10 protein-coding genes are annotated in these 12922 nt (G+C 39.7%); 6 read left to right on the top strand and 4 right to left on the bottom strand.

Annotated elements, in window-relative coordinates; translation table 11 throughout:
* The first annotated feature begins 35 nt into the window (after window positions 1-35).
* The 4 genes from FD724_RS06400 (at window position 36) to FD724_RS06390 (ending at window position 4017) form a co-directional block, all read left to right on the top strand.
* On the top strand, window positions 36-338 hold the full coding sequence (locus tag FD724_RS06400; RefSeq protein WP_114085812.1) for an acylphosphatase: 303 nt from the start codon (window positions 36-38) through the stop codon (window positions 336-338).
* A 129-nt stretch (window positions 339-467) separates the two neighbouring features.
* The gene (locus FD724_RS06395) at window positions 468-3221 is read left to right on the top strand and encodes a CHAT domain-containing protein (RefSeq protein WP_179071979.1); all 2754 of its coding nucleotides are present in this window, start codon (window positions 468-470) and stop codon (window positions 3219-3221) included.
* Between the two features lie 24 nt (window positions 3222-3245).
* Window positions 3246-3377 carry a hypothetical protein gene (locus FD724_RS40635; protein ID WP_256874469.1) on the top strand — a complete coding sequence of 44 codons (132 nt, stop codon included), beginning with the start codon at window positions 3246-3248 and terminating at the stop codon, window positions 3375-3377.
* A 262-nt stretch (window positions 3378-3639) separates the two neighbouring features.
* Window positions 3640-4017, top strand: coding sequence for a hypothetical protein (locus tag FD724_RS06390; RefSeq protein ID WP_114085814.1), 378 nt, complete (start codon window positions 3640-3642; stop codon window positions 4015-4017).
* Window positions 4018-4186: 169 nt separating this feature from the next.
* Here FD724_RS06390 and FD724_RS06385 read toward each other — a convergent pair whose 3' ends face one another.
* Together FD724_RS06385 and FD724_RS06380 are read right to left on the bottom strand one after the other, a co-directional pair.
* On the bottom strand, window positions 4187-5635 hold the full coding sequence (locus tag FD724_RS06385; protein WP_179071978.1) for an AAA-like domain-containing protein: 1449 nt from the start codon (window positions 5633-5635) through the stop codon (window positions 4187-4189).
* 669 nt (window positions 5636-6304) lie between these two features.
* Window positions 6305-6706 carry a hypothetical protein gene (locus FD724_RS06380; RefSeq protein ID WP_179071977.1) on the bottom strand — a complete coding sequence of 134 codons (402 nt, stop codon included), beginning with the start codon at window positions 6704-6706 and terminating at the stop codon, window positions 6305-6307.
* A gap of 581 nt (window positions 6707-7287) precedes the next feature.
* On the opposite strand from FD724_RS06380, the gene FD724_RS06375 reads away from it, so the two are divergent.
* Together FD724_RS06375 and FD724_RS06370 are read left to right on the top strand one after the other, a co-directional pair.
* The gene (locus FD724_RS06375; protein ID WP_179071976.1) at window positions 7288-7626 is read left to right on the top strand and encodes a hypothetical protein; all 339 of its coding nucleotides are present in this window, start codon (window positions 7288-7290) and stop codon (window positions 7624-7626) included.
* Window positions 7627-8123: 497 nt separating this feature from the next.
* A complete protein-coding gene (locus FD724_RS06370; protein WP_179071975.1) occupies window positions 8124-10841 on the top strand; it encodes a zinc-dependent metalloprotease in 2718 nt (905 codons plus the stop codon).
* An 84-nt stretch (window positions 10842-10925) separates the two neighbouring features.
* On the opposite strand, the gene FD724_RS06365 is transcribed toward FD724_RS06370, so the two are convergent.
* Window positions 10926-11813, bottom strand: a complete 888-nt coding sequence (locus FD724_RS06365) for an alpha/beta fold hydrolase (protein ID WP_179071974.1) — start codon at window positions 11811-11813, stop codon at window positions 10926-10928.
* 377 nt (window positions 11814-12190) lie between these two features.
* Window positions 12191-12694: a HugZ family protein gene (locus FD724_RS06360; protein ID WP_179071973.1), complete on the bottom strand. Its 504-nt coding sequence runs from the start codon at window positions 12692-12694 to the stop codon at window positions 12191-12193.
* Window positions 12695-12922 lie beyond the last annotated feature (228 nt).

Here is a 12922-nt window from a genome sequence, read left to right as displayed (position 1 = left end):
TAGGTAAACTGGAATCGTAAAGATTAGACCAGTTTATGCAGAATTCTACAGCACTGCCAAAGATCATCCGCGCCCATGTATTCATTTCTGGCCGAGTCCAAGGAGTGGGTTATCGCTATTCCACTGTCGATACAGCTAGGCAGTTGGGATTAACTGGTTGGGTGCGAAATCTCCCTGATAATCGAGTAGAGGCAGTTTTTGAGGGAGCGCGAGAGGTTGTAGATGATATGGTTCGCTGGTGTCACTCTGGGCCGCCTGCTGCTGTAGTTAAAGATGTTGTGGTTGAGTATGAAGTACCGGAAGGGTTACGAGGATTTGAAGTTAAGCGGGTTGATTAGATAATTATATGGAAAACCTCTGCCAGCTCGCCGTGTATAAGCCTATTACATACAATTAGTTAATCTACGGTTTTTTTGCTTGATTTTGGGAATTCTAAATCTAATCAGCTATAGAAACCGCAGATGTATATGACTCAATTTAATATACATGACTCAAGACAATGGCAATTTCTGCCCTTGGTAATGGGTCGCACTATTGTTATTTTTAGCAGCATTTTGTTATTTTCAGAATCAAATGTGGCAATTGCTAGGCAGCATCCGATAAATGTTGCACAGATGACGCAGACAAGTTCGCCAGATGCAACTCTGGCTGTTGCTAAACTTGCATATCAGGAAGGGAAGCAACTATATCAGCAAGGAACAGCAGAATCTCTGTTAAAAGCGATCGCAAAATTTGAGCAAGCACTTTTACTATATCGTCAAGCGAGCGATCGCTCCAATGGGCAAAACCTACGCTCCTTAGAAGCTGACACCCTCGTTTATATTGGCAAAATCTACTCAAATTTAGGAGAAAAGCAGAAGGCACTGGATTATTACAAGCAATCCTTACCTCTATTTGAACAAGTGGGGGACAAACAAGCCCAAGGTACTACGCTAAATAACATTGGCAAAATCTACTCAGAGTTAGCAGAAAAGCAAAAGGCGCTGGATTACTACAACCAATCCATATCCTTAAGGCGACAAGTGGGAGACAAAAATGGGGAAGCTATTAGTCTCAATAATATCGGCTCTGTGTACCATTTCCTGGGAGAAAAGCAAAAGGCGCTGGATTACTACAACCAATCGCTGTCTCTCAAACGACAGGTAGGAAACAAGGCAGGGATAGCGACAACTCTGAACAACATTGGCAAAGTTTACTTAGATTTAGGAGAGAAGCAAAAGGCACTCTCATACTTCAGCCAAGCCCTGTCTTTATACCAACAGGCTAAAGACGCAGAAAAAGAAGGAATACCAACTGCTCTGAGCAATATTGGCACAGTTTATTTAGAGTTAGCAGAACAGCAAAAAGCACTCTCATACTTTAGCCAAGCCCTGATTTTATACCGACAGGCGGGAGACAAAGGAGGGATAGCAACTGCTCTAAACAATATTGGCAAAGCTTACTCAAATTTAGGAGAACACCAAAAGGCGCTAGATTATTACAGCCAATCTTTGCTGCTATATCAACAGACAGGGAACAAGGCAAGGGAAGCACGTACACTCTATAACATCGCTTTTGTTCAACACGACGCAGGCAATTTTCAGTCTGCCCTGACTCAGATAGAGAGAGTCATCAAAATTGTTGAAGACCTTCGTATCAAAATTGACTCTCAGGAACTCCGCACTTCCTATTTTGCCACAGTGCAGAATTATTATGAGTTTTATGTCGATTTGCTGATGCAGTTACACAAACAGCAACCATCTCAAGGATATGATGCTTTAGCACTGCAAGCCAGCGAACGCGCCCGCGCCCGCAGTCTTTTGGAACTACTTGCAGAAGCCAACGCTGATATTCGCCAAGGTGTAGAGCCAAAGTTACTTGCTCAAGAACGTAACTTGCAGCAACAACTCGATGTTTTAGAAAAACGTCGGATACAAGTATTAGGCGGTAAGCATACCGAAGCGCAGGTGCAAGCTTTAGAAGAAGACACCGAGGTACTTCTAGAACAGTATAAACAAGTCCAGACACAAATCCGTGCCACTAGTCCGCGTTATGCAGCGCTGACTCAACCTCAGCCTCTCTCACTTGTGCAAATTCAACAGCAAGTACTTGATGAAAACACTCTGCTTTTAGAATATTCTTTAGGGGAAAAGCGCAGTTATCTTTGGGCAGTTACTAATAAGAGTATTACCAGTTACGAACTACCCAAGCGTGCAGATATTGAAGCTACAGTGCAAAAGTTCCGTCAAGAAATCACTACCCCGTATCTAAAGCATAGTCCGTCTCTAGATGCTCTATCTCAACAAATACTTGCACCAGTAGCCCAGCAACTGCAAAAGAAGCGTTTAGCGATCGCCAGCGATGGTGCTTTGCAATATGTGCCATTTGCTGTCCTCACAACAGGTAGCAGTCGCAATTATGAACCATTACTGCTCAACCACGAAATCATTACTCTCCCTTCAGCGTCTACATTAGCTATCCTCAGAAGCGAACACAAAGGACGTAAATCTGCTCCTAAAACCCTAGTTGTATTGGCAGATCCGATTTTTAATAGTGATGATGAGCGTTTCCAAAATAAAGCACAAGTATCTCGCCTACCTGCGCCAGAGAGCAATTTAGACAACCTGGCTTTAACCAGATCCGCCCAAGACTCAGACATTAGCTTTGAACGTCTGCGCTTTACACGTCAAGAAGCCGAGCAAATTCTTTCTCTTGTACCAATTAGCGATCGCAAACAAGCCTTTGATTTTACCGCCAGTCGTACCACTGCTAGCAGCGAAAATTTGAGTCAATATCGTATCATCCATTTCGCCACGCATGGCATTCTCAACAGCAAGCATCCAGAATTATCAGGAGTGGTGTTATCGCTATTTGACGACAAGGGAATGCCACAAAATGGCTTTTTGCGCTTGCACGATATCTTCAACCTCAACCTGCAAGCGGAACTGGTAGTACTCAGCGCCTGTAAAACCGGACTGGGAGAAGAAGTTAAGGGAGAAGGATTAGTAGGATTAACCAGAGGGTTTATGTATGCAGGCAGCCCGCGAGTCGTAGTCAGCCTGTGGAGTGTAGATGACCAGGCAACATCTGAACTTATGAAGGTATTTTACAAAAAGATGCTGCAAGAAGGATTAAAGCCAGCAGCAGCTTTGCGGACAGCACAAATAGAAATATGGCGCACTCCAAAATATGCCGCACCCTATTACTGGGCACCTTTCACTCTACAAGGCGAATGGAAATAAAGAGGCAAGGGAGCAGAGGCTCAAATGGTAAAAAATGAGTACCTCAAGCAGTGGACAAGAATAGTTTCAGAGAAAATGCCAAATCTGTCGATACCGCAAGTGGTAGGACTGGCAACATGGAGTTTTGGCAATCTTGGTCAGGTCGCAACTATTTAGTTAACACTTACAGTAGTTTTCAAATTAAGAGACTATACCACACCTTGCTCCTTGCCCTAGATGTAGTCTATACATTTAAAATTTGTTGCCAATTTCAATTATTTTTGTTTGTTGCAATCAATTTTTTAACTATTTTCTTAACTGTCTTATCTGTCATTGCATTTTGTTGGCGATGACGGCAGAATACAACGTGACAGCAAAAATTATTTGTCAAAAATGCAATTATCCCAATAGAGTTGATTATTTTTAAGGAGAAAAATTAGTGAGTTCGTTAGAGCAAAAATATACCTATATCTTAACACAAGATAAAGATATTAAACTGTCTGGTAATCCTATTCAAACTGAAAAATTTTTTATTCAAAATACTCTCCGAGATGGAGGGAAAATCCGCTTCAAAATTCGTTATTCTGCCGAACTACAGGGTTTTTGCCTACTGGAAGTTTTTCTGCTCAAAGCACAGAACAGAACACAAACTGCTAGCATGACTATTCCCAACGGTGGCTCTACAGCTACTGTTCAAGAACAAGAACAAGAATTTGGTATTTGGGAGCCAGGAGATTATTACTTCTTTTTCAAAATGTCTTCTAATAATGGAATATTTTTTATCGAGGATTATCAACTTTATTGGTCAGCTAGTTAATTAGTTTAAAATCTTTTCCAGCCACCATCATTTAAAAATGTAGATAGTTCTTGGTGTTGCTATTTCAAGATAAAAAAACTCACGCTTCAGATAAATTTGAGCAAAGAAGAACTCCGCCCATAATTTCGGTAAGCATCGAAGCGTGAGAGAAAATGTACCTGATAGTTTTTCAAGCACGTTTTTGCAATGAGTTATATTCAAATTCAGCAACATCTAGTTGTTTTTTAAAGTAAGCGCGGTAGAGTTGGCAACGCGGTAGGATGCTATCGCCTTCATAAGTGATTAATCCCAAGCTTTCGAGTTTATGAGCATCAATGGGATTCAAAGAAACGCTTTGCTTTGAGCTAACAACTTCAATATATGCCTTTACCAAACTGGAATTTTCTTGCAGAATTGCCCAGTGTCGCCATAAATGATAACGGTAGATACCGCCGTTAGCGATCGCCTCATCTATTACTTCCTCTAAGGTGATTCCTTGACAGCATATATAATACAGAGCAATCCGAATTAGTGCTGGATGTCCCCCCACCAGAGACATCAGTTGCGTAACCTCGTTCTCAGAAGTCCAGTTTAGCCCATGCCGTTGGGCCAAATACTCTACTTGATGCTTAGTAAATTCTGGCAGACGGATCGGTAGTCCAATATTAAATGGGGAACGGTTGATATCTAGAGAAACGTAAACTTCTGTAGAATAAACCACCAGTAGCCTAAGCTTCTGCAAGTTAGCGTCTTGTCGCGCTTCTTCATACCAAGAGCGTAACAAACCAAAGAACTCCTGAGCAATTTGAGGATATTCAAAAAAGTGGTCAACCTCATTTAACACTAAAACTACTGGACTTTTACTCTGCTTCAGTAAGTATGATTGTAAGTATAAACTGCAACTTAACTTACAGCCTATTTCCTCATCCCAGTTTTCATCTAGCTTGGGGTCTATGCCTAATTCTGTTGCAATTTGCCAGCAAAAAGAACGCAAAAACTTGTTTAAGTCTGTCAGACAGGTTGCATCCATTTGCTTGCAATTCAGGTTCACAGCGCGATAACCTTGCATCTGGGCAAAAGCCAATAGCCGCAACACAAGAGAAGTTTTTCCCATCTCTCTTGGCGCTCGAATTCGGATCACACAGCCTGGTTGAATTATTTCTCGATAAACTAGTTCTTCAATGGGAGGACGTTCGACATAGAAGGGGGAATCTAGAGCTACGGGGCCATCTGGGTATGACCAAAGATTTTCGAGTTGGTTATGGTGCTGAGTAACAAAGGATTCTAAGGAGAAAGGCGGAGATAATTTCTTTTCTCCTGTATCTAAACTCAACAATCGAGTTGGAGAGACTACAGTAGTATTCGGTTCACTCAAAATTGTGTAGTCTTCCCTGTGTAATTCTAGGTTAAAGGCGGTAAAGCACAATTTTAAGGTTTTTTGATCCACGCCTGTATTCAACGACCATAATCGGTTCAGAGTTTTGGTTGAAACATTCATGCGATCGCCTAAATCTTCTAGAGTGAAGTGATTGCCATTGTTTTGAACCTTTTCCATAGCCAGAATCGCAGCTTGTAAACGCTTCAATCCAGCGATCGTTAGGACAATTCCTCGCTTTCGCGTACTCTTAGATTGCTTCATATTGCTAATCATCTATCTGTTTTTTTCTTTACTGCCTTAACTATCTCCCCATTGTTTCATGTTTTAAAACAGTTATTCAACAGTTACTTAACTGTTATTAAAATGTTCAATTCTTGGTAAAAAAAGATACTTAATTATCTTATAAGATTTAGATAAGTGGGTATAAACAAACATAACTCTTTTCTTTCCACTACGGTAAGCTGCGATGCTTACACATCAAGTGTTTTTTACTAGTTGCAAATAATAAATGACTTGCCTTAATAGTTCACTTTATTTATGCAAAGTGCCTAAATATTACTTAAAGTTATTTCTTATCTGGTATTGATCTGGATTTTGGAGTGCAATACTTCTCGGGTTTTGGGGAAAAGGGAAAGAAAAAACCTTTAACCCAAACCCGATTCCGAGTTAAAAATGCACAAAGCGAGAAGTATTGCTACGCCACCTACGCTTCTCAAAATTAGCAATTTTTTTAGATGTAACACACAGTAGGGGCGTACAGCTAGCTGTACGCCCCTACCAAAGGCCTATATTTTATACACCTGAAAAACGCTACAATCTTTTACCAGCAAGGGTAAAGGCGTTATCCAAGTATTAGAATTCGTTATTTAAGGGCATTAGGGAGATTTAAAAGTGCCTAAAGTTACAGTGAAACACTTTTAAAACAACCTCTTAGCGTCGAACTTGGTTAGAGATATCTTTGCCTGTCTGTGCTGCACTGTTCCCTACATCATTTGCAGTGTCTTTAGCGCCCTTTACGTATCCACCTCCAAACTCTTTAAAGGCTTCTCCTGACTGTTGCCCAATCTTCTGAAGTCGTTCACCAGGAGAATCTTCGGTTTCACGAGCATCCTTAAACCACTGCCCTACTGTTTTCGGTCTTTCAGCATCATTTTGCTCTACCTGTTCGCGGACTCTCTCCTTTAAGCCTTTATCATTCTGCCCCTGCTCATAATTAACATTGGTTGTCAGCACTAGAAAACCAACTAGGACAACAGCCAAAAAACGTGTTACCTGAAGTCCTTTAAGCACGGAACTGATGTGACCAATTTTTCTAGAAATCAAATTTATCATGCCAATTAGCTTGTTTTTTGAGTACAAATAAACATTAACTATAAAAGGGTAATTATCCTTCTAACAAAAGGCATATCTCAGTTAGAAAGAAGAAATACTTTTTAAACCTTGGGGAGGAGGTGGTTTGCGAGATAAATAGATATTTGCATTCATTTATGTGCAAGAGCAACGAGCAATGCTGCCTTTCCCTAGATATTTTACATAATAAGCGAGAGAGAGCCACTGCTAAATAAATTAAACTGTTGTGAGAAATAAGATAAAGGGCTACACTTCACTATTATCAAGTCTTGTCAATCTAATCAGTAAAATCATGATGCTAAAAAACTCCCACAATTCCAAGTGATTATAACTTACAGAAACTCAGTGAGTTTGGTTGATATTGCTATTCTAAAATCTGATTATTTGGGTATTTAAGTTTATCAAAAATTACTTCAAGATTAAAAGTAGTAATGGGATATTATTATTTTAATCAATTAAGACAATATCCTCAAGGCTACTTTGGAGGATAATATGTCAATTAAACCTCATCTATGTTGAAACCTAGAGTTTTTTAAAAGATATATTTATGTAGGTTGGGTGGAGTGAAACGCAACCCAACATTACCACCTTATTTATGTTGGATTACGCGATCGCTGCACCCAACTTACAAAACTACGGTTCTCAAGGTAGACGAGGTTTATATGGTGAAAAATCAACTAAAACCTTTAAATATCAGCCCTGAACTAGAAGACATTGCTAAACTAATCTATTTGCTCGATTTTGACACTAGTTATGCGGGAGAGATTGGCGTACTTTCTTTTGCTGCTACACAAAATTACGGCAAATCACTCCAAATCGGTTTGTGGTTGGCTAGATTGCTCTATCCCATCCTGGCTCCTCAACAAACCAAAGCGATTTTCGTCAACCTGGTGAAAGGGTGAGAACTAGGTAAAAAAGCTGATTTTTTTGGGCTAACGCTTTGAAGACCATTGGGAAGAACCAATTGACCGCGTGAGAAAACAGTTGGGATTACCATAAATCTCCATAATTCATCCTAAAAAAGTATTTAAATGCTCAATAACAGCTTTTTTAGGATTCTTACTCTTTGTTTATAAATCATGCTTAAGATTCCTTCGGTTGGCAAATGTAGCACTAAATACATTTTTAATGCTACATTTGGTTTTTAATACAGATATAGTTTAAAAAAACATATATCTGTAGTTATAAAAATTATCTATTTAAAGATACAGATAATTGACGGAAAATTCCTAAATAGCTACCAATAACAATCAATAGTCACAGGACTTTTAGGTTAGAGATATTGTCTGACTGAGTGGATTTATACCGTAATCCCTAGATATTTGCAGGGCTTACAGAGGACAAATTAATCCACATTTTTTCCTCAATACAAGAACTGCTTCACCTGGAAAGCCAAAGGATGAAATACTGGATCAGGAAATTAGCAATCTTTATAGTATTACTGTATAACTTGTTCATCTGTAGTGATTATGCAGGAGCAAATCAACTTTCAAATATTGATGCACAGCAAGTAAATGCACTCCCAGCAGTTGAAAACTTAGCAAATACTGACAACGATCTTGCTAAGAGTACAAAGGAAAATTTTTGCCGATTTAATGAGGTTGTCAAAGGAATAAATAAAGTAGAAGGACTCTTCACACTTTATTGCACTGATAATTCGGGAAAAATTTACTTAGAAATTAAACCAGAACAGCTAAATAAAAACTATCTAGCTATAGTGACATTAGAATCGGGTGTTGGGGAAAGTGGAATTTATAGTGGATTACCTCTTTCTGATTTTATCTTTTACTTCCAACGAGTAAACAATAGATTGCACTTTGTGGTGCGTAATGTGAAATTTCATGCAGAAAGTAGACCAGAACAGCGATCGCTTGCTCGTTCATTTAGCGACTCTGTTCTTTATTCACTCGAAATAGCCAATATCGATCCACAGAATAAAAATATTCTGATCAACCTGAATGAACTACTAATGCAGGATTTACCTGGATTAACTACCATTTTGAAATACTCTTTGCAGGCTGATTACCACTTGGATGCACACAAGTCATATTTTGGTGATGTTAACAGCTTCTCAGAAAATATAGAGATTGATTCTATTTACGGTTTTTCATCATTAGAAGGAGCAAATTTAGTTACCGTACCTGATAGTAGGGCACTCACTCTTAAAGTACACTACAGTTTTTCTCAACTTAGAGAAAATAATGATTATATTCCCAGACTTGCTGATGATAGAGTGGGATATTTTATTACTGCTTTTCAAGATTTATCTAATAAGAATCCTCATGAATCATTTGTACGTTATATCAATCGTTGGCATTTAGAGCCATCCGATCCGAATTCTCCCTTATCTCCGCCTAAAAAGCCAATTGTGTATTGGATTGAAAATGCTGTGCCACTAGAGTACCGCGATGCGATTCGTGAAGGCGTTTTGATGTGGAACAAAGCATTTGAAAAAGCTGGATTTCAAAATGCTATTGAAGTACAGCAAATGCCAGATGATGCTGATTGGCAACCCGCAGATGTACATTACAATACTATTCGCTGGTTCAACTCTTTAGATGCAGGTTTTGCTAGAGGGCCAATGCGCGTCAACCCATTCACTGGGGAAATATTGGATGCAGACATTATGGTAGATGCCAATATGGTGCTATCAATTCAGCAAGAATATCACGCATTGATGGAAGTAAATCCATCTTTAGTGGGCAAAAATCCATGTCAAGCCCTTTGGGGAAGCCAAAAGCCAGGAGTTAATAATTCTCTTCTACCGGACTCTGAGTTTTGCTATGGTATGGAGTCTTCAAATCAAGCCGCGATGGGAGCGCTGGCGTTGTCAATTTTGCCAAATACTACAGCTAGTAGTGAAATGATGAAGGAGTATGTGCATCAATATTTGCGTTCTCTCATTGCTCACGAAGTTGGGCATACTCTCGGTTTGCGCCACAACTTTCATGGCAGCACAATGTTAGCACCTGAAGAATTAAATAATACTGAAATCACTCATACTAAAGGCTTAGTGGGTTCGGTGATGGACTATCTACCGGTGAATATAGCACCGCAGGGAGTACAGCAAGGTGACTATTTTCCAGGAGTTGTTGGGCCTTATGACGAATGGGCAATTGAGTATGGTTATAAAACAAGCCCATCAGCAACGCTTGAGGGGATAATTCCAGAATCAGAAAAAAGTTTTTTAGAGCAGATTGCACTAGCGTCGCCTCAACCAGAATTGTCTTATGCAACTGATGAGGATATCTGGGACATTAATCCTTTGGCGAATGTTTGGGATATGAGTAGTGATGTGCTACTTTATTCGCAATGGCAAATGGATAATGCCCGCGTTATGTGGCAGCGCCTTGATAAGGGTTATCTATCAAAAGGAGAAAGCTATAGTAACCTGCGCGTCTCATTCAATAGAGTGCTTAAATATTATTTTCGGAACGCCACCTTGCTTTCCAAATATATTGGTGGACAATCGTTTCTGCGTCTCCATAATAATGATAATGCTTCTTGGACATTTGTACCTGTTTCACTTTTAAAACAACGCCAAGCATTGACAAAATTGCAAGAATATGTATTTGTCGAAAATGCTTTCAGTTTTTCACCACAATTACTCAATCAACTAGCACCGTCACGCTGGGAACATTGGGGTAGTTCTGTACCTAACAACCGCCTTGATTATCCAATTCACGAAAATATTTTGAAGTTTCAAAGTGCGGTGCTGCGATCGCTATTAGACAGCGATCGCCTCAATCGTTTACAAGATATAGAATTAAAAACTCTGCCTGGAGAAGCACTTTCTATCCCGGAACTGTTCGATACCCTGCAAACAGGCATCTGGGCAGAAGTCTTAACCCCAGGAGAACTAAAGCCAATTTCTAGCATCCGTCGTTCATTGCAACGGGAATATCTGAATATTTTGCTAGAAATGATGTTGGGTACTACCGATACACCTGAAGATGGCCGGACATTGGCTTGGTATGAATTGCGCCAACTGCAAAAAGCCATTGATGTCAGACTCAAACAACTAAGTGAAAGCTTTGATATTTACACCTTAGCCCACTTAGAAGCTTCTGGCGATCGCATCACCAAAGCATTAAATGCACATTTACTCTCTAAGTAGTCATTTGTCATTTGTCATTTGTCATTTGTCATTTGTCATTTGTCTCCCTCATCCCCCTCGTCTTCCCCAGTCCCCAATCCCCAGTTACCGAAGATATCGTTGCAATAGACCAATGACAACTTCTGGTATTTCTAAATGAGGTAATATTCCTGCATCTGCGATCGCATAAAAATCTTGAATTGCCCTTTGATTTAAATTTGCCAAGCGTTGTCCTAGTTTGATATTGGTAAATTGTGCCTTCTCTCCCCAAAACATCACAGTGGGAATTGTCAGTTGCTGAATATATAAACTCAGATCAAAGTAAAGATCGCCCCGTAAAAATGCCAAGGCGGAAAATTTGGCATTAGGTTGTTGTGCAGAGGTTAAATAAGCATCCACTATTTCTTGAGATACTCGTTCTGACTTAGCAAACAGAAAACTTTGTAAAAAATTTCGGACTGCAATTTCATTTTCAGCACCAAGCATATAAATAAAATTGTCCAACAGAGGCGTATTGATTACCGAAAGCGGAAGTCTGCGTCCAGCACCCTGCCCAAAATCATCAAATCCAGATGGGGAAACCAAAAACAGTGCTTTGAATAAATTGGGTTGAACAATAGCTAGGCGGATAGCAAAAGCGGCTGTTAGAGAAGAGGCTACCACTGTCACTGGCTGACGACAAGTTTCGATGATAAACTCTGCGATCGTGCTGAGATAATCCCTAATTTTATAATCTCGGACTGGATGAGCCGATTCTCCCCAGCCGATTAGATCGGGAGCTAAAATGTGGTACTTAGAAGCAAAAGCCGGGTAAACTTTAGACCATTCATACGCAGATGCCCCACCACCAAAGTTATGGAGAAACAGTAGTGGAGGTAAATCTTCAGTATCACCGAACGCCCAAGGTGTATTAGTTTGGGTATAGTAAACCATTGCCCCCAAGGATGTATGGATAAGTTTATGTCCAAAGCCAGGAGGTTGAAACTGAAGCATAAAATTAAAAAGTATAGTTTAATGGCACTTTACCCTAAGGCAAAATTAAAAGGTATAAATTCAAGCTTACTGATAAATATCAGAGTAAGTAAAATTTTTGTGTCCTAATACCAATTTAATGTGAAGTTGCACATATCTTGATCCCCCTAAATCCCCCTTAAAAAGGGGGACTTTGATAGATGTTTTTCCGGTTCCTCCCTTATTAAGGGGAGCCAGCGCGGTCTTGGGGTCTCCCCCGCCGCAGGATGCGCGAAGCGCTGTAGTGGAGAGACTGGCGTGGGCTAGGAGGGATCGAATTCTATGCAGCTTCATAAAAAATTTGTATCAGCTATTTCATATTTAATTTTTATACAGTCAAACTAATTCATAATTTATTCTCACTTTTGATTACTATCTCCTGCGATCTGAACAAGTTGATGGAGGTTCTCGCCACTAATATGATAGGCTGCCCCAAAACCAACTACAAAACGCCCTTCACTAGGAGTTAGCTGAAAAATCCGAAAGTCAGACAAGCCGCGCAAAACCTCGATAATTTCACCAAATCGCCCTTGAAATTGCTCAACAATTTGATTCCATTTGTCAGTTTCACGCTCTATCAAAGTTGCCGTACAATCAAAACTCAAACGACGACGGGCAAAAATTAGATTACTCTTGGCTTCATCCTCGATAAATAAGACACTTACATGAGGATTGGTATAGATATTTTTGGTATGAATTGAAAGACCACTGACATAAATATAGATGTTTTTGGAATTATCCATTACAAAGGGAGCATAACTAGCATTGGGTATTGCTTGGGCGTTCACGGTGCTAATGATTACACTCTCAAATTCTTCAGTAAATTTTTCATACTCAGCTTGAATATTTTCAAGTTGACTCATAAGTAAATTACCGTTTAATTAGTAACAATTAATTATTGTAACGTGATTGAGCGATGTCTACGATGGGCTACTGTCCGGGATTGGACTGAATCCCCATTCCTTAGATGTTTAATAAGTAGAATTGCAATACTGCTCGGATAAAGAGAAAAGCGTAACAGGAAAAGGAGTGTAAGACTTGATATATAAGGTTTTTCCCCTTTCCCCAAAAATCCAACAAGTATTGGCTAG

The organism is Nostoc sp. C057 (assembly GCF_013393925.1).
GTDB lineage: Bacteria > Cyanobacteriota > Cyanobacteriia > Cyanobacteriales > Nostocaceae > Nostoc > Nostoc muscorum_A.
This window is presented reverse-complemented; position numbering and strand designations above follow the sequence as displayed.

Coding starts and splice junctions, on each gene's coding strand:
- FD724_RS06400 (WP_114085812.1), top strand. CDS start 36: ATGCAGAATTCTACAGCACTGCCAAAGATCATCCGCGCCCATGTATTC.
- FD724_RS06395 (WP_179071979.1), top strand. CDS start 468: ATGACTCAATTTAATATACATGACTCAAGACAATGGCAATTTCTGCCC.
- FD724_RS40635 (WP_256874469.1), top strand. CDS start 3,246: ATGGTAAAAAATGAGTACCTCAAGCAGTGGACAAGAATAGTTTCAGAG.
- FD724_RS06385 (WP_179071978.1), bottom strand. CDS start 5,635: ATGAAGCAATCTAAGAGTACGCGAAAGCGAGGAATTGTCCTAACGATC.
- FD724_RS06380 (WP_179071977.1), bottom strand. CDS start 6,706: ATGATAAATTTGATTTCTAGAAAAATTGGTCACATCAGTTCCGTGCTT.
- FD724_RS06370 (WP_179071975.1), top strand. CDS start 8,124: ATGAAATACTGGATCAGGAAATTAGCAATCTTTATAGTATTACTGTAT.
- FD724_RS06365 (WP_179071974.1), bottom strand. CDS start 11,813: ATGCTTCAGTTTCAACCTCCTGGCTTTGGACATAAACTTATCCATACA.
- FD724_RS06360 (WP_179071973.1), bottom strand. CDS start 12,694: ATGAGTCAACTTGAAAATATTCAAGCTGAGTATGAAAAATTTACTGAA.